Source organism: Rahnella sp. PAMC25559 (assembly GCF_050632365.1).
In the GTDB taxonomy this organism is placed as follows: domain Bacteria; phylum Pseudomonadota; class Gammaproteobacteria; order Enterobacterales; family Enterobacteriaceae; genus Rahnella; species Rahnella rivi.
In genome coordinates, this window is sequence record NZ_CP192544.1 from 341,352 (window position 1) to 360,182 (window position 18,831).

The 18,831-nt window shown below is 55.9% G+C and carries 20 protein-coding genes; 14 read left to right on the forward strand and 6 right to left on the reverse strand.

Annotated elements, in window-relative coordinates; translation table 11 throughout:
- Window positions 1-152: 152 nt before the first annotated feature.
- Both ACQZQY_RS23915 and map read left to right on the forward strand, forming a co-directional pair.
- A complete protein-coding gene (locus ACQZQY_RS23915; RefSeq protein ID WP_056779560.1) occupies window positions 153-407 on the forward strand; it encodes a ParD-like family protein in 255 nt (84 codons plus the stop codon).
- On the forward strand, window positions 400-1,200 hold the full coding sequence (gene map, locus ACQZQY_RS23920) for a type I methionyl aminopeptidase (RefSeq protein ID WP_122096878.1): 801 nt from the start codon (window positions 400-402) through the stop codon (window positions 1,198-1,200). The genes ACQZQY_RS23915 and map overlap by 8 nt, the downstream gene beginning before the upstream one ends.
- A gap of 55 nt (window positions 1,201-1,255) precedes the next feature.
- On the opposite strand, the gene ACQZQY_RS23925 is transcribed toward map, so the two are convergent.
- The 3 genes from ACQZQY_RS23925 to ACQZQY_RS23935 form a co-directional block, all read right to left on the reverse strand.
- The gene (locus ACQZQY_RS23925; RefSeq protein ID WP_235533474.1) at window positions 1,256-1,732 is read right to left on the reverse strand and encodes a helix-turn-helix transcriptional regulator; all 477 of its coding nucleotides are present in this window, start codon (window positions 1,730-1,732) and stop codon (window positions 1,256-1,258) included.
- Between the two features lie 5 nt (window positions 1,733-1,737).
- A complete protein-coding gene (locus ACQZQY_RS23930; RefSeq protein WP_431297390.1) occupies window positions 1,738-2,550 on the reverse strand; it encodes a siderophore-interacting protein in 813 nt (270 codons plus the stop codon).
- Window positions 2,551-2,618: 68 nt separating this feature from the next.
- Window positions 2,619-3,230 carry a TetR/AcrR family transcriptional regulator gene (locus tag ACQZQY_RS23935; RefSeq protein WP_431297391.1) on the reverse strand — a complete coding sequence of 204 codons (612 nt, stop codon included), beginning with the start codon at window positions 3,228-3,230 and terminating at the stop codon, window positions 2,619-2,621.
- 377 nt (window positions 3,231-3,607) lie between these two features.
- On the opposite strand from ACQZQY_RS23935, the gene ACQZQY_RS23940 reads away from it, so the two are divergent.
- The 4 genes from ACQZQY_RS23940 to ACQZQY_RS23955 all read left to right on the forward strand — a co-directional run bounded on the left by ACQZQY_RS23940 (window position 3,608) and on the right by ACQZQY_RS23955 (window position 8,423).
- The gene (locus tag ACQZQY_RS23940) at window positions 3,608-6,022 is read left to right on the forward strand and encodes a TonB-dependent receptor domain-containing protein (RefSeq protein WP_431297392.1); all 2,415 of its coding nucleotides are present in this window, start codon (window positions 3,608-3,610) and stop codon (window positions 6,020-6,022) included.
- 148 nt (window positions 6,023-6,170) lie between these two features.
- Window positions 6,171-7,208 (forward strand): TRAP transporter substrate-binding protein DctP, encoded by a 1,038-nt coding sequence (dctP, locus tag ACQZQY_RS23945; protein ID WP_431297393.1) that lies wholly within the window; start codon window positions 6,171-6,173, stop codon window positions 7,206-7,208.
- Window positions 7,209-7,451: 243 nt separating this feature from the next.
- Entirely contained in the window at window positions 7,452-8,099 is a 648-nt protein-coding gene (locus ACQZQY_RS23950; RefSeq protein ID WP_431297394.1) for a hypothetical protein, read from the forward strand.
- 102 nt (window positions 8,100-8,201) lie between these two features.
- Window positions 8,202-8,423 carry a hypothetical protein gene (locus ACQZQY_RS23955; protein ID WP_431297395.1) on the forward strand — a complete coding sequence of 74 codons (222 nt, stop codon included), beginning with the start codon at window positions 8,202-8,204 and terminating at the stop codon, window positions 8,421-8,423.
- Between the two features lie 52 nt (window positions 8,424-8,475).
- On the opposite strand, the gene ACQZQY_RS23960 is transcribed toward ACQZQY_RS23955, so the two are convergent.
- The 3 genes from ACQZQY_RS23960 to ACQZQY_RS23970 form a co-directional block, all read right to left on the reverse strand.
- Complete coding sequence (locus ACQZQY_RS23960; protein WP_431297396.1) at window positions 8,476-9,258, reverse strand: ABC transporter ATP-binding protein; 783 nt, start codon at window positions 9,256-9,258, stop codon at window positions 8,476-8,478.
- Entirely contained in the window at window positions 9,255-10,307 is a 1,053-nt protein-coding gene (locus ACQZQY_RS23965; RefSeq protein WP_056779587.1) for a FecCD family ABC transporter permease, read from the reverse strand. Before ACQZQY_RS23965 ends, ACQZQY_RS23960 begins: the two co-directional genes overlap by 4 nt.
- Before the next feature lie 71 nt (window positions 10,308-10,378).
- Window positions 10,379-11,497 (reverse strand): ABC transporter substrate-binding protein, encoded by a 1,119-nt coding sequence (locus ACQZQY_RS23970; protein ID WP_056779590.1) that lies wholly within the window; start codon window positions 11,495-11,497, stop codon window positions 10,379-10,381.
- 260 nt (window positions 11,498-11,757) lie between these two features.
- On the opposite strand from ACQZQY_RS23970, the gene ACQZQY_RS23975 reads away from it, so the two are divergent.
- The 8 genes from ACQZQY_RS23975 to ACQZQY_RS24010 all read left to right on the forward strand — a co-directional run bounded on the left by ACQZQY_RS23975 (window position 11,758) and on the right by ACQZQY_RS24010 (window position 18,826).
- The gene (locus ACQZQY_RS23975; RefSeq protein ID WP_431297397.1) at window positions 11,758-12,420 is read left to right on the forward strand and encodes a DUF3313 domain-containing protein; all 663 of its coding nucleotides are present in this window, start codon (window positions 11,758-11,760) and stop codon (window positions 12,418-12,420) included.
- 12 nt (window positions 12,421-12,432) lie between these two features.
- The gene (locus ACQZQY_RS23980; protein ID WP_431297398.1) at window positions 12,433-13,050 is read left to right on the forward strand and encodes a paraquat-inducible protein A; all 618 of its coding nucleotides are present in this window, start codon (window positions 12,433-12,435) and stop codon (window positions 13,048-13,050) included.
- On the forward strand, window positions 13,047-13,670 hold the full coding sequence (locus ACQZQY_RS23985; protein WP_431297399.1) for a paraquat-inducible protein A: 624 nt from the start codon (window positions 13,047-13,049) through the stop codon (window positions 13,668-13,670). The genes ACQZQY_RS23980 and ACQZQY_RS23985 overlap by 4 nt, the downstream gene beginning before the upstream one ends.
- Entirely contained in the window at window positions 13,663-15,258 is a 1,596-nt protein-coding gene (locus tag ACQZQY_RS23990; RefSeq protein WP_431297400.1) for an intermembrane transport protein PqiB, read from the forward strand. Before ACQZQY_RS23985 ends, ACQZQY_RS23990 begins: the two co-directional genes overlap by 8 nt.
- Window positions 15,255-15,848 (forward strand): PqiC family protein, encoded by a 594-nt coding sequence (locus ACQZQY_RS23995; protein WP_431297401.1) that lies wholly within the window; start codon window positions 15,255-15,257, stop codon window positions 15,846-15,848. Before ACQZQY_RS23990 ends, ACQZQY_RS23995 begins: the two co-directional genes overlap by 4 nt.
- Window positions 15,849-15,958: 110 nt before the next feature.
- A complete protein-coding gene (locus ACQZQY_RS24000) occupies window positions 15,959-16,750 on the forward strand; it encodes an ATP-binding cassette domain-containing protein (protein WP_431297402.1) in 792 nt (263 codons plus the stop codon).
- Complete coding sequence (locus ACQZQY_RS24005; RefSeq protein WP_431297403.1) at window positions 16,750-17,583, forward strand: ABC transporter ATP-binding protein; 834 nt, start codon at window positions 16,750-16,752, stop codon at window positions 17,581-17,583. Before ACQZQY_RS24000 ends, ACQZQY_RS24005 begins: the two co-directional genes overlap by 1 nt.
- Window positions 17,584-17,587: 4 nt before the next feature.
- A complete protein-coding gene (locus ACQZQY_RS24010) occupies window positions 17,588-18,826 on the forward strand; it encodes an MFS transporter (protein ID WP_431297404.1) in 1,239 nt (412 codons plus the stop codon).
- Window positions 18,827-18,831 lie beyond the last annotated feature (5 nt).

Below are 18,831 nucleotides of genomic sequence, written 5' to 3' on the forward strand. Positions count from 1 at the left end.
TTTTGAATTTATCATCGGCGATAAGAGACTGAAAAGTCGCCACAATATACGCCATTGCCTGAAAGGTGTCATGAAATGCGCCGGTTGAGTTTAGGGGATATTTTGCGTAGTATACGAAACATATATGATTCGTATACTGCCGAGGTCGCCCGATGGGTATCATTAAGATTTCAGAACTGATGCATGAAAATCTGCGTATCGCCAGTCTGGCCTATACGCGTTCGATGAATGCGCAGGCGGAACACTGGATGAAAATAGGCATGCTGATGGAAACCCATCCGGACATGACGCACAGTGAAATTTCGCGGCTGCTGGTGCAATGCAGTCTGGAGTCGGATGAAAACACCGGCAGTATCCGCACGCTGTTAAACGTGGGTGGCACACACAGGAAGGCAAGCAATGAATAGTGGTTTAGACAGCAGGTATTTCGTTAATAACAACCGGATGATCAAAACCCCGGAAGGCATCGATAAAGCCCGCATCGCCGGAAAACTGGCCGCCCGCGTGCTGCACATGATCACCCCTTACGTCGTACCGGGTGTCACCACCAATGAGCTGGACCGCATTTGCCACGATTTTATCGTGGATGAACTGCAGGCGATCCCGGCCAACATTGGCTATCAGGGCTATCAGAAGACCGTCTGCACTTCCATTAATCATGTGATTTGCCACGGCATTCCTTCCGACAAGGCGCTGAAAAAAGGCGATATCGTCAATATTGACGTGGCGCTGATCAAAGACGGCTGGTACGGCGACACCAGCCGCATGTATTACGCCGGCGAACCCTCCATTATGGCGCGCCGTCTGGTGGACACCACGTTTGAAGCAATGATGGCCGGTATTGAGGTGGTACGCCCTGGCGCGACGCTGGGCGATGTCGGCTTTGCCATCGCCGCCGTGGCACATCGTGAAGGCTTCTCCATCGTGGAAGAGTATTGCGGTCACGGTATCGGCATGGGTTATCACGAAGATCCGCAGGTGCTGCATTACGGCGAGCAAAACCGCGGGCTGGTGCTACAGGAAGGCATGCTGTTTACCATCGAGCCAATGCTCAATGCCGGTAAGAAACAGAACAAAGTGCTGGGCGATGGCTGGACGGTCGTGACCAAAGATCACTCGTTGTCGGCGCAGTGGGAACATATGATTGCGGTGACGAAAACGGGCTATGAAATCCTGACGCCGTGGCCTGAAGAGAATTGATGCTCTGATACTACAACGCCTCCGTCAGGAGGCGTTTTGCTTTCTGGCGCGCGGTTTAGCTGCGCTCAATGTCTTTTGTCGCGCGATCTAACGCATCGACAATTTTAAATAACGTATCCTGCCCGACAGGGCCTTTCGCCAGCCGCAGGTTTAACGCCATGCGGAGATTATTAATGGCCCGCTGCATTTCAGGAATACTGCGGTTATTCGATAATATCGCCAGCGAATGCAGTTTGCCGGTTACCGCATTCAGTAATTCGCCCTGCTGTGCCAGCGATTCGGCCCCTTCTGCGGTGATGGTATATTGTTTCTTCCCGCCCTCTTCCTGAGAAGAACTGATTAACGCCTGCTCTTCCAGAAAAGTGAGATTGGGATAAATAATACTGGCGCTCGGTGTGTATTCGCCCTTGGCTAATTCCTCGATTGCCTTAATCAATTCATAACCATGCGCCGGACGCTGCTTTAGAAAATGCAGCATTAATAACCGGATGTCTCCGGTTTCAAACATTCTTTCGCGACGATGTTTATTCATCAGCATTATTTATTGTGCCAGTAAGCCACGCAGCGTACATAAGCTGGATCGCATTTTTGAGTGACGGTGAAATAGTCGTTCAGCGCTTTCACCCGTTTGCCTTCGCCGGTGGCCCAGATATAGAAATCATTGTCCGGCAGCGTCAGGCTTTTGACTTTCTGCATCAGGGCATCGGTTTCCAGATCGTCGCTGTCTTCTGCGCCAATGATCCACTCAACGCTGACGTCTTTTTCGTCTTCCAGGTAGCGCACACAGCTGGCGTCTCTGGCTTTCACCAGCACGGTGATTTTCGCGCCTGTCGCGGCCTGTTTCAGCTCACTCAGGCGGCGTTTCAGCGCCGGAAGACCGGTTTCATCACACACGTACAATTGCCACTGATAATCCATCGGAATGATCAACGAACCGCGCGGACCGCCGATAATCAGCTTATCGCCCGGCTTCGCGCCCTCCGCCCACTCACTGGCGACACCGCCGTCGTGAAGGTAAAAATCAAGCGTTAACTCATTGGCCTGCGCGTCAAAGTGCAGCGGCGTGTATTCGCGGTTAAGCGGACGCGGCCCCTCGCCCCACACAATGCCCTCATCGGTGGCCACCGGCGGCGTGACCACATCCCCCTGGCTGGCAGGGAAAAACAGTTTGATGTGATCGTCAAAACCACGGGAGGTAAAACCTTTTAGATCTTCGCCACCGAGGACAATCCGCTTAAAGCAGCCTGCAAGATTTTCAGTGCGCTTCACGGTGAGATCACGAAAAGCCAGCTCGTTTTTAACGCGAACCGGCAAGTTGGCGGCAGGTAAATCAGTGCGATGTTGTTCCATGTTCTTCTCTCTTTCAGGGAATCAGTTGCCGTGAAAGATATATCTTAGGAATGTTTTACGCAAGTGCCTTACCGCACGCCGCCCCGTAAAAACATATCGACGGCGTTCACCACCAGCTGGCGGATTTCGGCAATCTGTAGCGGTTCCGGGTTTTGCTGATAGATGCGCATATTGGTTTCAGCGGTGACCAGCGCCAGGAATTGCTGCGCGCGCAGGTGCGGATCGGCCTGCGCCAGTTGCCCTTTTTCCATCGCCACCGTCATGAACGCGGCCAGCGCCCCGATGGATTCCCGCGGGCCTGAATCATGGAACAGCGTGCCGATGTCCGAATGCCCGGATTCCGCGATCACCATGCGGTATACCGCCAGCGCGGTGCTGTCGTTGGTCAGCACCAGCAACATGCGTTCACCAAAACGCGTCAGCACGTTTTCTAAATCCAGATCGGCAAAAGCCACGTCCAGCCCGTCAACCGCTTCGGCAAGATGCCCGGTCGTAAAAGCTTTCACCACCGCGACCAGCAGCGCCTTTTTCGAGGGGAAATAACTGTAAAGCGTGGCTTTGGAACCGCCGAGGCGTCTGGCGAGTTCGTTCATTGACGCACGCTCGTAGCCCATTTCCTGAAACAACGTTGCGGCAGCTTCGACGATCGCTTCCCTGCGGGCTTCGGTACGAACTTTCATCTTCACTCCTGAGACATTTTCCGGCACCGGCAAGGGGAGAATCGCCGCCGCCGGGCGCTAAACTGTACGGTACAGTTCTTGTATACCTTCACTCTAACTGCGGGTTTAGGGGTTGTAAAGCCAGCCTGAAACGCCCCTTGCGGCGTACGAAGTGCAAAGATTCCGTTAAGAAACGCATTTATCTTTATCATTTTGTTGATAACAATTATCAGTATCATTATCATTCGCACCAACGCCAAAATGGGTATCGCAAAAAATAAACCCATATTTTATAAGGACAAAGGCTTTCTCAGGAAGAGAATCACCAGTGCGTCTTAGAATTTGCAGGGCAGTTTTGTTGAGCAGAACTTAAAAAATCAGTGCAGGACTAAAAACACATGTTCAAATCCTTTTCACAGCAGGGTTTGGTGAAAAACGTCGTTTTTATGGGGACGATTCTCACCACCACTTTTAACGTACACGCAGCGGAAGCCGTAAAAGACACCACCGATCTGGCACAAAACCAGACCTCTTCTGAAGTGACCAAGAAGAAACCTGTGCGTACCGCGCAGGATTTGGCGCAGAGCAACGAAGAAGTCATGACGGTTACCGAGACGCTGCCGGATAAAAAACCGGGCTCGAAAACCACCCTCACCGCCGCCGACATGCAGAAAAAAGGCGGTAAAGATTTCGGTACGATCATGCGTTATGAACCGCTGATCAGCGCAACGGGTTCCAGCGGCGGTTCCGGTAACGGCAAAAGCGGCTTTGACCGCGCCGGCTACACCGGCTACAACATTCGTGGTCTGGAAAGCAACCGCGTGAGCATCGACGTCGACGGCATTCCGCAGCCCAGCGCCACTGGCCGCGCCTACGCCAGCCGCGCCGGTCTGGGTACGTTCGGCATTGGCCGTGACTACATCGATCCGTACATGTACGGTCAGGTGGATATTGAATCCGGTGCCACCTCGGCTGAGCGCGCCAACACCTCCATCGGCGGTGCTGTCTCCTTCCTGCCTAAATCCGCAGACGATTATCTGCGTCCGGGCAAAGAAACCTACTTCGGTTACCAGTCAGATTACAGCTCCTCCGATCGCTCATGGCACAACGGCATCACTGCCGCCGCCGGTGACCAGGAACTGCGTGGGCTGGTGGCGATCAGCCGTCGTGACGGTCAGGAAACCCGTAACAACAGCGATACGCATGACGCGTATCCGGCCAACTGGCACTCCAATGCGATTATGACCTCCGGGATCTGGCAGCCAAACGATGAACACAAATTCACCGGTACGCTGGATTACTACGAAAAAGTAAACCACACCCATTACGATGCGTGGAACAGCGCAGGCAGCGCCGTGCTCGGCACCGCACAGCAGCAAAGTAACACCCGCCGCTGGGGCGTGAGCCTGAAAGACGAATGGACGCCGTTTAACGATTTCGCTGACGCCGTGGTTTCCAAAGTCTATTACCAGTACACGCAGGCGCACGACAACACTTACATGCCGAACGCCAGCAAGCAGATGATGAACGTCTATTCCAACTATGACGTCAACACCTACGGTGCGGAAACCAGCTGGCTGAAAACCCTTGGCCGCCATGAGCTGAGCGCCGGGATCAACGGTCGCGTATCCAACACCGAACGCCCGTTCCGCGAAAGCCCTGAGCAGAGCATTTACACCACCACCATGCAGCCGGAAGCCAACAGCCGCAGCTACATTCTGGGCGGCTTCCTGCAAGACACCATGAAGTTTGACCTCGATGGCCATAACTTCTCGGTGATCCCTGCGGTGCGCGTGGCGTATCAGAACACCAAATCGACAGACCTGTCTGACCTGTCCAACAATGTGGTGTCGGAAGATTCCGTCTCCACCCTGTACGGCAAAGCCAATACGGACACACAGGTTCTGCCTTCTCTGGCGTTCACTTATGATCTGACGCCAAAACTGATGACCTATCTGCAATACAAACGCGGCGCACAGTTCCCGGATGCCAGCCAGCTTTACGGCTCATGGAACCTCGGCTCGTCTTACGCGGGCGCTGCGCAGTATGCGCTGATCGGTAATACCGATCTGAAAACCGAAACCAGCAACAACTTTGAGTGGGGCGTGAAAGGGGAAGCCACGCAAGGCGTGAGCTTCAAAACCTCCGTGTTCTACAACACCTACAAGAACTTCATCGCCAACACCCGCTACACCCGCGCGGCCAACGGCAACATGTTCACCAACGTGCCCTCCAACATTTATACGATTTATCAGGCTGAAAACCGCGATAAAGCGTACATCTACGGCGGCGAGCTGAGCACCAAAATTGACTACGGCACCTGGTTCAGCGATGTGAATGGCCTGAGCACCACCTTCGCCCTGGGTTACGCGAAGGGTCAGTCCAAGTCCAGCTATGCGGGCGACAAATACGTCGATCTCGACAGCGTTCCGCCAATGAAACTGGTGGCAGGCGTGGCGTGGGACGATCCGTCCGGCATGTACGGCACCGCGCTGACGGCGACCTTCGTGAAAGGCAAAAAAGCCGAATCCACTAACCGTCAGAGCTACACCAACAGCGGCACACCAATCGCCGATTCCACGGTGGATTACATGAACGTGCCGGGCTACGGCATGGTAGATGCGACGGCGTACTGGCAGGTGGCGAAGAACGTGAAAATCAACGGTGGCGTGTACAACCTCACCGACCGTAAATACTGGGATTACCTGAGCAGCCGTACGCTGACAGACACCACCAATCAGGATGCTTACAACAAAGCGCTGGCCGTGATGCCAGGCCGTAACTTCCAGCTGGGCGTTAACGTCGATTTCTAAACGATAATTCCACACAGTAAAAATCAGGGGCGTCATGTGCATACATGGCGCCTTTTTTGTTATCCGTATGAAACCTGTCGGCGCGCACGTTTCGCCCAATGCTGAAACGTCAGAATAGTCGTTTTCCTTTTTTACCTTGAGAGATTACATGGAATTAATCAGAAAACCCGTCGCGCTGGCCCTCGCCCTGCTGCTGTTACCCCTCACGGTTTCGGCGACCACGACCCTGCGCTATACCGATCACGAACCGGCGGGCGCGATGCGTACCCGCTTTATTGAAGACGTACTTTTTCCGGCGATAGAAAAAGAATCTCAGGGTCGCCTGAAAATTGAAGCCCATTGGGGCGGTGAACTCTCCACCGGTTACGACGCGCTGCGCACCGTCGGCGAAGGTAAAACGGCTGATATCGGCATTGTGGTGCCGGAATATGCCGCTAAACAGTTACCGCTGCATCAGATATTTAAAAGCTTTCCGGTCGGACCTTCGGGCGCTCAGCAGATCGCGTTTTTCCGCCGCGTGTTTGCTGAAATCCCCGCCTTCAGCGCGGAACTTAAAAAAGAAAATGTGGTGAACCTCTTCTCTGCGACCGGCTATCCGGTGGCATTTTTCAGCACGCATCCGCTGAAAAATCTGGAAGACATCACCGGCACCACGTGGCGTTCAGCCAGTTTCTGGCATCAGGATTTCCTGCGCAATGCGGGCGCAAAACCGGTGACCATGCCGTGGGGCGCACAGACGGTTAACGCCTTTAAGACCGGCGCGCTGGACGGCATTATGGTCAACGTCGACAGCGGTTATGATCTCAACATTCACCAGATGGCGCCGGACGTTTTAGTCTCAAAAGAGCTGTGGCTCGGCCATGTGTATCTGCTGGTGATGAACCAGAACGTCTGGAACGGACTGGCGCAGGAAGATAAAGACGCCATCACCCGTGCCGCCCACACCGCGTACCAAACTGCCGGCTCAGTGATGGACAGTCACTTTGAAACGCAGCTCGAAGCGCTGCGAAAACAGGGGGCGAAGGTACGCGTTCTGCAACACAGCGAAGTGGCGCACTGGCAACAGGTGACGCGTTATCGGGAGATTCAGGCCGACTGGGTGATCAGGCAGGAAGTATCAGGCGTGAAAGACGCCGGTCCGGCGATGCAACAGGTCACTGACATCATGACGCAGGTGATGAAGTAAATTGTGGCGAATGTCAGACAGAGGATAACCCCACTGTCTGACACAAGAACTGAGCTCGTAAATTATCTAAACTCGTTATCATAGATAGATGTTTGTAATAAGTGGGCTTGGGTAATCACTAATAACAATAATCACTTCCTTACTGTTATTTAAATACTTTCAATCAAATGATTTCAACTAAAGGGATTGATGTTTCATCGTTAATAGTTTTAAAATACATTATCCCTCATCATGGACTACGCTATGGATATTTTGTCTAACATTCCCGCAGGTTTCATCGAAAAGTATTACACAACGGGCTTCTTCGCTTATGCATTTATAGTATTAATCTTTGTCACAAGTATGATGAAACTGGGTGTAACTCCTAAAAATCTCCTTGAGTTTAAAGATTACATATCTGGAAGAAGAATATCCACATTGAAAAAATGTCTCACAGAAAGCACCTGTGAGCATGAAAAAGCAATATTAAACAGAGAAATAAACAGATTAAGAAAGCATCAATTAACGGGTATTTCATCGGAGAGAATACAAAAACATACAACGTTAATTTTAGTTGAAAATGAACTGCCTATGGTTTTTTTTAAGACTGTTAATACCTATATGTTCATCAATGAACAAGATCGAGTGATTGTCAGGCTTTCAAAAGTTGACAAGTTTTTTAGATGGTTCTTCAGGATCATTGGTGCAATTGCACTTATGTTTGGGTTTTATATGATTTGTATTCCACTAATATTTTCCATACCACCTATACAAACTCCTTTGTTTGTAATTTTTGGATGTTTGATTGGTTTTTATGGAATATTTTTCTGTCAGGTAATCCCATCTCAAAGAAGAATTAAAAAAGTAAACGGCGAAATAGAAAAATATTATAATAATTCTGGAAACCTTTAAAAAAACTGAGTTGTTTTGTGCCCAAGGCTATCTTTCAAGATGTTAAATAGCAGCCTATGTACTGATTTCAAAAGAGCTGTCACTCGGCCATGTGTATCTGCTGTGGATAAACCAGAACGTTTTGAAACGCAGCTCGAAGCGCTGCGAAAACAGGGGGCGAAGGTACGCGTTCTGCGACACAGCGAAGTGGCGCACTGGCAACAGGTGACGCGTTATCGGGAGATTCAGGCCGACTGGGTGATCAGGCAGGAAGTATCAGGCGTGAAAGACGCCGGTCCGGCGATGCAACAGGTCACTGACATCATGACGCAGGTGATGAAGTAAATTGTGGCGAATGTCAGACAGAGGCGTTTGCCCCGCCCCTGTCTGATGTCTTTTACCCGCCGCTGACCGGCTGGATCAGCGGATTTCCTGCGCGATCCTGCAAGACTTCCACCTCCACGCCGTAGGTATTCGCGATAAGCTCTGCCGTCACGACGTCACGCGGTTTACCTGCGGCCTGAATTTTCCCCTGCGCGACCACCAGTAAATTATCGGCATACTGGCAGGCCAGATTGAGATCGTGCAGCACAATCACCGTCACCCAGCCACGCGCACGGGTTTCGCGACGCACCAGATTGAGCAACGACATCTGATGTTTCAGATCCAGCGCGCTGACCGGCTCGTCCAGCAGCATAACGTCAGGTTCACGCATCATCACCTGGGCAAACAGCGCCATCTGCCGCTGCCCGCCGCTCAGCGAGGCGATTTCACGCCCGGCAAGATGCGCGATGCCCGCCTGCTCCAGCCGCTGCATCGCGGCGTCGAGCGTTTCATCATCAATGTGCAGCGCCAGTTTGCCGAGCCGCCCGAGCACCACCACTTCCAGCACCGTCAGGTCGATATCGGCGGTGGTGTCCTGAGGAAGATAAGCTATCGCATCACGCCAGCCGTGCAGCGATTTCCCCCGCACCTTGCCGGGCGAGAGTGTGCGTTCGCCGCAGCGGATCTGCCCTTCCGCCAGCGCCAGTTCGCCAAACATGGCGTTGAGCAGCGTGGTTTTACCGGTGCCGTTCGGGCCAATGATCACATGGATTTTACCGGCTTCCAGATGCGTGCTGACCCCGCCAATGATCGTGCGTCCCTGCCGGTGAATATTCACATTGTCGAGCCACATCATAGGGTTCTCCTGCGCGGTGCGAAGATAAGCCACAACAGGAACGGCACGCCGACAATCGCCGTCACGATACCCACGGGGAATAACGCCCCCGGCACAATCGACTTCGACAACACCGATGCCGCCGAGAGCATCAGCGCCCCGGCGAGCACCGACATCGGCATTGAGAAGCGCTGATCCTCGCCCACCATCATGCGGGCGATGTGCGGCGCGACCAGCCCGATAAAGCCTATCACCCCCACAAAACTGGTCGCCGTTGCGGTCATCACCGCCACGATGATCAGGATTTTCATCCGCAGCCGCCGGACGTTAACGCCCAGACTCAGCGCGCGCATTTCACCCATGCGCAGCGCCGCCAGTTTCCACGAATCCGCCATCAGCAACAGGCAGCACACCAGGGTGGTGACCGCGGTCAGCGCCAGCGTCGGCCATGTAGCTTTGGTCAGGCTGCCGAACAACCAGAATAAGATCTGCTGCGAAAGCTCGGGCGACGACAAAAACTGAATCAGCGACAACAGTGACTGGAACAAAAACAGCAGGGCAATACCGCCGAGAATGATGGTTTCGGTTCTGACCGTGCGCATCGACGCCAGCATGAACAGAAACAGCGCGGCGATCATCGAAAAGATAAACGCGCCAATCGGCACGGAAATCATCGGGTTCAGCCCGAAACCGCCAAATGCCAGGCTCAGTGCCGCGCCAAACCCGGCCGCAGCGGCCATGCCGAGCGTGTACGGGCTGGCCATCGGATTGTTGAGCAGTGTCTGCATCTGCGCGCCGCCCGCGCCTAAAGCCGCACCGACCACTAACGCCATCAGCGCCATCGGCAAACGGAATTCACGCACGATGGCATCTGTCATCGCTGCCCGTTCGCCAATGCCGGTCAGCGAGCGGATGACTTCGGAAGGCGACAACATCGACGGGCCGGTGGCAATATCAAACACCAGGCTGACGGCGGTTAACAGCACAAAAAGCAGAACGTAGCGCCAGCGTTTACGTTCACGCGCGCGGTGAGCGGAAATCGCTTCGCTCCGTCCGGTGGAAATGGTCATCAAAATCCCCTGTCAGAAAACGCAAGAAGCGCTGCTCAGTGGCAGCGCCCCGGTATCACACCCCCTCAGGATCAGTCTTTCAGGCCGACCACAAACGTGCCTTGCGGGGTGACAGGAAGATATTTTTTGTAGAAGTTCAGGTAGTTCGCCAGCGGATCCATATCTTTGAACTGTGCCGGATAGAGCTGTTTCGCCATGTACTGCACCATCGCGAAATCAGAGAGGGTGCGGGACGCGCCCTGATAAACGCCGTACAACTGGCCGTTTTTGATTGCCGGTAATTCAGCCCAGCCACGACGGTTTTCAAAGCCTTTCAGCTTCTCACGCGCTTCGGCTTTGCTGATGCCCACGCCCATCGGCAGGGCTGACGGATTTTTATTGTTTTCACGCCCTGAAATGAAGATCACATCCGGTTTTGACGCCAGCACCTGCTCCGGGTTGATCGGCCCCCACCACTCAACAAACGGCGCAGCAATGTTGTCGCCGCCCGCCACGGTAGCCATCGCGCCCCACATATTTTTGCCGTAGGTGAACGAATACTCTTCCGGCCCTTTGTTCCCGAATTCCACATACACTTTCGGCTTAGGTTTACCGGAGGCGGCGATGCGATCGGCCACCTCTTTCAGGGAAGAGGCATACAAATCCGCCATTTCACCGGCGCGCGCTTCCTGTCCGGTCAGCGTGCCCAGTACGCGGGTTGAGGCCACATGGCGTTCAACGGTTTGCGCGTTGTAATCGATGACCACCACCGGAATGCCCTGCTTTTCGATGCGCGCCACGTCGGCGCCCAGCGCTTTAAACTGCCAGTCGGCCAGCACCAGCAAATCCGGGTTCAGGCTCAGCACTTTTTCTACCGAGAAACTCTGCGCTTCAACTTCGCCCACGTCAGGGATGTCTTTCAGCGACGGACGGTGTGCAACGTGCATCTGCCAGTTTGCCGGCACCCAGCCTTCCCACGCTTCGCGTGAAATCCCGACAACCGAGTCGTAGGCCTTTTCGCCGCCGACGGACATGTAATCTTCAAAATAAAAACCCACCACCACGCGTTTGGCGGGGAGATCGACTTTTACCTGACGCCCGATGACGTCGGTAATGGTTTTGATTTCTGCCAGAGCAGAAGCACTGAGGCTCAGCGTCGCGAACGACAGCGCGCAGGCCAGCGAGCGCAGGGTAAGAGTGTGTGCAGCCATGAAGTTCAGTTTCCCAGGATAAGTAAATCAAGTTGAATGAAAATTATTATCAATTACGCCTGACGCTTTTATTTACACAAATAAACATTTTCTTTCAAGTGATTTAACACAGCCTGCGTGGAAATCCGTGCATAACTGAACCGGGGTGTACATTTTCTTGACAGACGAAAAGTCTTACCTCATAAATATACCGTACCGTACGGTTTTGATGTAAAAACAAACCGACGTCCCGCTGCGACTCCTGACAGAAGGTAAGACGAATGTCTGCGTTAACGAACGGCTATTCTTTGGCAGCCTTGATTTCTTTAGCTTTTCTCACCGGGTGCGCGAGCACCCAGCCTGTGCCCTACACCGGGGTCACCTCTTCCTCCCGGATGAAACCTGATACGCAGGATGAATCCGGCCACATTTCATACCGTTACAGCATCCCGACGGACTGGAATAAATACTCAAGGGCGATCCTCGATCCGGTGGTGATTTATCAGGGGCCGGATGCCCAGTTTGATGATGTTTCCGCCGAACAGAAGCAGGCGCTGGCGGACTATATGCACCAGGCATTTGGCAAAAGTGTCGGTCAGCATTTCCCGCTGACGCAGACAAAGACGCCCGGCACCTTGCGCATCCGCCTGACGCTGACCGGCGCCGAAACCACCACGCCGGTGCTGGGTACGTTCTCCCGTTTCGATCTGATGGGCGGGCCGTACAACATCGTCCAGTCCGTCCGGGGTAAACAGGGCTCGTTCACCGGCTCGGTGAGTTACGCGGTGGAAATTTACGATGCGACGTCTGAACAACTGCTCAGCGCTTACATCGCCAAACAGTATCCGAACTCGCTGAACATCGGCGCGAGCTGGGGTGCGCTGAGCGCGGCTGAAACCGGCCTCGACATTGGCGCCGAACAGCTGCAAGAACAGCTGAAATAAACGGGACGCAGAATGAAAATCTACCCGCAGCAGGTCATTTGCAAACACTGCGACAGCCTGTATACCCGACAATCCGCACGGTCCGGCGAGGCCGCGCGGTGTCAGCGCTGCCATGCTGTGCTGTACCGGGGAAGCTGGCTGAGTCTGGAACAGTGGCTGGCATTAACGGTGACGGCGGCGGTGTTTTTTATCATCGCCAATCTGTTTCCGGTGCTGGAAATCCAGTTTCACGGTCAGTCGCAGGCGACGACCTTAGCGGAAACCACGATGGCGCTGGCGCACAGTTACGCCTCGCCGCTGGCTATTCCGCTGGCGTTGCTGATTATCGTTTGTCCGTGCCTGCAAATCCTGCTGCTGGGCTGGGTGCTGTGGCATGCCTGCCGGAATAAAACCGCACCGGCCTTCGCGCCCGTCATGCGTTTACTGGCCGGGCTTGCGCCGTGGAGCATGGCGGAAGTGGCGCTGCTCAGCATTCTGATCGCCGCCATCAAACTCTCCGGGCTGGTGCACATCACCACCGGCCCCGGCACCTGGGCGCTGCTCGGGTTATGCCTGATACTCCCGGTAATCAATCATCAGGATTTTCATTCGCTGTGGAGACTGAAAACCCTGAAAGAGAAGCGCGGATGAAGCCGGTCAGACAGGCGTTATCTGCGGGTCTGGTGCGCTGCCCTGTCTGCGGGCTGGTGTGTGAGCATGTGCTGGCGGTGCAGGATCTGCCCTGCCCGCGCTGCAACACGCCGCTGCATCCCCGTCACCCGGAGAGTCTGTCGCAAACCTGGGCGCTGCTGCTGACCGGTCTGCTGCTGTACCTGCCCGCCAATCTTTTGCCGGTGATGTACAACAGCTTTGCCGGTCACGGCGGGGAGAGCACGATTCTTGGCGGAATCTCAGGATTCTGGAATTCCGGTGATTACGCCACCGCGGCGATCATTTTTGTCGCCAGCGTCGTTGTGCCCTGCGCCAAATTCCTGATCTTCGGCGGGCTGCTGATCGCGGTTAAAAGGCCGCAGACCGGCGGTCAGCGTTTTCGATCCCGCCTGTTCCGCCTGACGGAACATGTCGGTTACTGGTCAATGCTCGACGTCATGGTGGTGGCGATCATCGCCGCGCTGGTGCAGTTCCCCGGTTTCAGCACCGCCGAACCCCGCATCGGCATTGTTTTTTTTGGCGCAGTGGTGATGTTCACTCTGCTGGCCGCACTGACGTTCGATCCGCGTCTGCTTTGGGAAAATAAAAAGAATGACTGACCACGACTCACCCCCGCCTGAGATCCTGCCGCGCCGCTGGCGTCCTTCGCTTATCTGGCTGGTGCCGGGGATCGCCGCGTTCACCGGCCTGTTTTTGCTGATCCAGCTCTGGATGTCCGCCGGGCCGGAAGTCTCCATTACCTTTCAGACAGCCAGCGGATTACAGGCCGGTAAAACCGAAGTGAAATACAAAGACGTTACCGTCGGGCTGGTGAAATCTATTGTGTTAAGCCCTGACAGCCAGCGCGTTCTGGTCACGGTGTCGCTGATGAAGAATGCTCAAAATCTGGCGAAAGCCGACACCCGTTTCTGGGTGGTTCGCCCGCGCGTCGGTATGGGCGGCATATCAGGCATTGATACGTTGCTGTCAGGCGCTTACATCAGTCTCGATACCGGTACCTCTGAGAAATCCGGCAGTCTTTTTCAGGGGCTGGAATCGCCGCCGACGGTGATAAACGGCATGCCCGGCAAACAGTTTGAAGTGGTGGCCGACGATTTGGGTTCGCTGGATATCGGCTCGGCGGTCTATTACCGGCGGATACCGGTTGGCCGCGTTTCTTCTTACGCGCTGCGCCCGGACGGCAAGGGCGTGAGTGTGAATATTTTCATTGATGCCCCCTACGACCGTTTTGTCACGCCATCCACCCGTTTCTGGAATGCCAGCGGCGTCGATTTATCATTGAATTCCGACGGGTTACAGCTGAAAACTCAGACACTGGCCTCGGTGATAGCAGGCGGGATCGCGTTTGCCAATCCGCCGGAAAGTGGCGCGTCTCTCCCCTCCGGCGGCCACAGCGTCTTTCATCTGGCAGACGATCAGGCTTCGGCGATGGCCCCGCAGGACGGCACCCCGCAAATCCTTCAGCTGCGTTTTCAGCAGTCCTTACGCGGGATGCAAACCGGCGCGCCGGTGGAGTTTTCCAGCGTGAAGCTTGGCAAAGTGACGGCGATCGATCTGGATTTCGAACCGGCTGGCTCACGCTTTATTTCGGTGGTCACGCTCGAGGTCTACCCGAACCGTTTAGGCCGTGTGCTGCAAAAGCTGCCTAAACCGCAGAAAGATGGCGATAAACAGGCCGCCTTTTTCCTGCGCGATCTGGTGCAGCATGGCCTGCGGGCACAGGCGCGTACCGGCAATTTACTGACCGGCCAGTTGTATATTTCGCTCGATTTTGTTCCCGGTGCCGCGCCGGTGCCTTTCGATCTCAATGCCCGCCCTTTGCGCATTCCGACGCTGAACGGTGGTTTCGACCATTTGCAGGAACAACTCGCCACCATCATCGGCAAAGTGTCGAAAATGCCCATTGAGTCGATAGGCAATAATCTCAACGCCACGCTGGGCAATCTCAATCAGACGCTGATTCAGGTAAACGGCCAGGTGTTGCCGCAAACCACGCAAACCCTGCGCCAGCTGGATCAAACGATGAAAGGCGCGCAGGCGCTGCTGGCGGCGGACTCTCCGCTCTTCAGCACGCTGGCAGAATTCCAGCGCACGCTCTATTCCCTGCGCACACTGACCGGTTTACTGACGCGTCAGCCGCAGGCTTTGTTGACCGGCAGACAGAATGACCCGAAGGATCACCCATGAAGCTTACCGCTGCTGTAAACACCGCCTGCGCCCTGCTGCTGCTCAGCGGTTGTGCCTCCTCCACGCCGCCGCACTATTACACGCTGGTGACCGCCGCCGACAGCGCACCGCCCGCCGTGGCCGCCGCGCCGTTCGTGATCCGCATTCACCCGGTGACAGTGCCGGAACAGCTGAATCAGCCGCAACTGGTCACGCGCAAAGGCGACGGCGAAATGGTGATGTCCGATGACGCCCTGTGGGCCTCGCCGCTGCCGGACGAAATGCGCAGCGCGCTTACCGGTCAGCTGGAACGTTTGCTTAATACCACCGAGATCAGCAGGCTGACGCCGCCGCAGGATAAACCGGTGGTCGGCATCAGCGTGGCGGTTCAGCGTTTCGATGCCTGGCCGGGAAACCGCGCCAGCATCGCCGTCACCTGGCGGCTGAGTTTTGCGGCAGGATCCGCCGAAGAACAGCTCCTCACCTGCCGCACGCAACATCAGCAAACGGCGCGGGGAAGCGATGCCGGACTGGTCAGCGCGCAACAGTCGCTGATGCGCGAGGTGGCACAAGACATGGCGGAGAGCATAAGAATGCGCCAGTGCCGCTGACGAAAGAAAATCACAAAACCTTTTGCATCAAATTGATACATTTTGTTATGTTATCACATATCAGATGATCAGCAGCGAAAGACGGATTGACGGGAATGACAGCAGACAGGATGAAAAATGGCCGACCGGTGCTTGCGGTTGAAGGGCTGACGCTGTGGATCGCCGGGGAAAAACGCATCGACGATCTCAGCTTTCACGTGAACGCGGGTGAACGCGTTTGTCTGCTGGGTGCATCCGGTTGCGGAAAATCGCTGACCGCCAAAAGTATCACCGGCGTTCCCCCTGCGGGGGCAAAAATCAGCGGCAGCATCCGCGTCAACGACGTGGAAGTCTGCGGAAAACACCCGGTGGCACGCCCTCTGGCAGGCCGCGTAGCAACGGTGTTTCAGGACTCTTCCACTGCGCTCAACCCGCTGATGACGCTGGGAAAACAGTTGCGCCTCGCCCTGCCCGCAGCCAGAGAAAGTGACATCAGCGCCATGCTCGGTGCCGTCGGGCTGGGTGATATTCCGCATTTTTCGGCCCGTTATCCGGCGGAGCTTTCCGGCGGCCAGCGCCAGCGCTTATGTATCGCGCTGACGATGCAATCTTCCTCCTCATTGCTGGTTGCCGACGAACCCACCACTGCCCTCGATGTGCTGACCCAGCAACGGGTTTTAGACGTGATGCGCAACGCCTGCGAGGTTCGCGCGCTGCTGTTTATCACTCACGACGTGGCGGTTGCTGCGCAACTTTGTCAGCATGCACTGGTGATGGAAAACGGCAGGCTGGTGGAATCCGCGCCCATGGCGCAGTTACTGCGCCACCCGCAACACCCTTACACCCAACGTCTGGTTCACGCCGCGAAACAGGCCGCGACACTGCATTCTCACGCCGTACCCGCCTGCGGAGTGGCGGTCTGATGCATTCTCCCCTGCATCTGGTGACTGAGCCTTTTCTGCATCTGCACAACGTCAGCCGTCATATCGCGCTGCCGCGCTCCTTCTGGCGTGCCATAAGGCAGGCACCGGTTGAACGCAACACGCTATTTTCGCATTTATCGCTGCGCATTGGCCGCCATGAGCGCGTCGGGCTGGTGGGTGCCTCCGGCTGCGGGAAATCTTCATTACTGAAAATTATGCTGGCGATGGAAGCACCGGACAGCGGTGAGGTTTTCTGTCACGGCGTGCCGGTTCGCCCCGGTTCTGCCCGCTCGCTGCGCGATTTCCGGCGTTGCGTTCAATACATTCCGCAGGATCCGGCAGGTTCGTTACCGCCGGATCACACCGTCGGTCAGATTGTGGCACAACCGCTCAGGCGCCTCGGCGCGGGCGAGCCGGTCATGCCGCGGGTGCGGGAAGTGATGGCGCAGGTCGGGCTGAGTGACACCCTGCTTGAACGCAAAGCGGGGGCGCTCTCCGGCGGGCAGGCGCAGCGTGTGGCGATTGCCCGGGCACTCGCCATCCGCCCTGAATTTTTGCTTGCCGACGAGCCGGTCAGCGGGCTTGATTTGCCGCTGCGCGCGCAAATCAAACACCTTCTGCAACAGGTGACACAGCAAAATGGCATGGGTCTGATGATGGTGACGCACGATATATCGATGGTCGCCGGGCTGTGTGAACGCCTGCTGGTGATGCATGATGGCCAGATCATTGAAGACCGCGCCACACAGGATATTCTGCATTCTCCGCACCACCCGCATACCCGCCAGCTGTTGCAGGCGATCCCACATTTACCTTTGACCGTTAATGGATAACCGGATGTTCACCCGATCACTTTCGCGCACTGGCGCACCCTGGCCTCCGTTGCTGCTCGGCAGTAATCTGGTGTTTAACATCGGCTTTTACGCGGTGGTGCCGTTTCTAGCCATTTTCCTGCGCGATGACATGTTGCTTTCCGGCTGGGCGATCGGCCTGGTGCTCGGCCTGCGAACGTTTTCGCAGCAGGGAATGTTTTTACTCGGCGGCGCGCTGTCCGATCGTTTCGGCGCGCGGGTGGTCATTCTGTGCGGCTGCGTGGTGCGTATCGCCGGCTATCTGCTGCTCGGGCTTTCCGACACGCTGACGCCGGTGATCATCGGTGCCTGTCTGACCGGCATCGGCGGCGCGCTGTTTTCGCCGTCCATCGAAGCCTTGCTGGCACAGGCCGGAACGCACAGTGAGAAAGCGGGAAAACGCAGCCGGGCTGAATGGTTCGCGCTTTCGGCGGTGTGCGCAGAGCTGGGCGCGGTGCTCGGCCCGTTACTCGGATCACTGCTTTCCGGCTATGGTTTTCAGCCGGTGGCGCTGGCCGGTTCGGGGCTGTTTTTACTGGCGCTGGTGGTGCTGTTTTTCACCCTGCCCGCCGCGCCGCAACGCGCTGCCGGACTTAACATTGTGCCCTGGTGGCAGACGTTCCGTCAGCCGCGGTTTGTGGCTTTCATTGTGGCTTACAGCGCTTACCTGTTCAGCTATAACCAGCTGTATCTGGCGCTGCCGGTAGAATTGCGCCGCTCAGGCGGCAGCGAGCAAGATCTCGGGCCGTTGTTTGTGCTGGCCTCGGTTCTGGTGATCGTTCTGCAAATGCCGCTGGCACGATTTTCCCGCCGCATTGGCGCACGGATTATCCTGCCCGCCGGTTTTCTGCTGCTGTCTACCGCCTTCGCCGCCGTCGCGATGTTTGCCTGGACGGTGCCGCCGGAAGGCTGGCTGCGGCTGCTGCCCTCGGTGTTACTGATCACGCTGCTGACCGTCGGGCAGATGCTGATAGTGCCGGTGGGGATGGATCTCATTCCGCGCTTTGCCGGGCAACATAATCTCGGCGCCCATTATGGCGCACTCTCCTCCATGGGCGGCATTGCCGTGCTGGTGGGAAATTTCCTGCTCGGCGGCCTGCTCGATGATGCGCTGGTGCCTTCCCCCGGCGCGGTGATCCCGTGGCTGGCGCTGGCTGCCGTTCCGTTTTTAAGCGCTCTGGCGATGTGGCGAATCTGCCGCCAGCTGCCTCCTCCTGCAATCTGACAAGG

Coding starts and splice junctions, on each gene's coding strand:
- ACQZQY_RS23915 (WP_056779560.1), top strand. CDS start 153: ATGGGTATCATTAAGATTTCAGAACTGATGCATGAAAATCTGCGTATC.
- ACQZQY_RS23965 (WP_056779587.1), bottom strand. CDS start 10,307: ATGACCATTTCCACCGGACGGAGCGAAGCGATTTCCGCTCACCGCGCG.
- ACQZQY_RS23950 (WP_431297394.1), top strand. CDS start 7,452: ATGGATATTTTGTCTAACATTCCCGCAGGTTTCATCGAAAAGTATTAC.
- ACQZQY_RS23930 (WP_431297390.1), bottom strand. CDS start 2,550: ATGGAACAACATCGCACTGATTTACCTGCCGCCAACTTGCCGGTTCGC.
- ACQZQY_RS24005 (WP_431297403.1), top strand. CDS start 16,750: ATGCATTCTCCCCTGCATCTGGTGACTGAGCCTTTTCTGCATCTGCAC.
- map (WP_122096878.1), top strand. CDS start 400: ATGAATAGTGGTTTAGACAGCAGGTATTTCGTTAATAACAACCGGATG.
- ACQZQY_RS23960 (WP_431297396.1), bottom strand. CDS start 9,258: ATGATGTGGCTCGACAATGTGAATATTCACCGGCAGGGACGCACGATC.
- ACQZQY_RS23970 (WP_056779590.1), bottom strand. CDS start 11,497: ATGGCTGCACACACTCTTACCCTGCGCTCGCTGGCCTGCGCGCTGTCG.
- ACQZQY_RS24000 (WP_431297402.1), top strand. CDS start 15,959: ATGAAAAATGGCCGACCGGTGCTTGCGGTTGAAGGGCTGACGCTGTGG.
- dctP (WP_431297393.1), top strand. CDS start 6,171: ATGGAATTAATCAGAAAACCCGTCGCGCTGGCCCTCGCCCTGCTGCTG.
- ACQZQY_RS23975 (WP_431297397.1), top strand. CDS start 11,758: ATGTCTGCGTTAACGAACGGCTATTCTTTGGCAGCCTTGATTTCTTTA.
- ACQZQY_RS23985 (WP_431297399.1), top strand. CDS start 13,047: ATGAAGCCGGTCAGACAGGCGTTATCTGCGGGTCTGGTGCGCTGCCCT.
- ACQZQY_RS23980 (WP_431297398.1), top strand. CDS start 12,433: ATGAAAATCTACCCGCAGCAGGTCATTTGCAAACACTGCGACAGCCTG.
- ACQZQY_RS23940 (WP_431297392.1), top strand. CDS start 3,608: ATGTTCAAATCCTTTTCACAGCAGGGTTTGGTGAAAAACGTCGTTTTT.
- ACQZQY_RS23925 (WP_235533474.1), bottom strand. CDS start 1,732: ATGAATAAACATCGTCGCGAAAGAATGTTTGAAACCGGAGACATCCGG.
- ACQZQY_RS23935 (WP_431297391.1), bottom strand. CDS start 3,230: ATGAAAGTTCGTACCGAAGCCCGCAGGGAAGCGATCGTCGAAGCTGCC.
- ACQZQY_RS23995 (WP_431297401.1), top strand. CDS start 15,255: ATGAAGCTTACCGCTGCTGTAAACACCGCCTGCGCCCTGCTGCTGCTC.
- ACQZQY_RS23990 (WP_431297400.1), top strand. CDS start 13,663: ATGACTGACCACGACTCACCCCCGCCTGAGATCCTGCCGCGCCGCTGG.
- ACQZQY_RS24010 (WP_431297404.1), top strand. CDS start 17,588: ATGTTCACCCGATCACTTTCGCGCACTGGCGCACCCTGGCCTCCGTTG.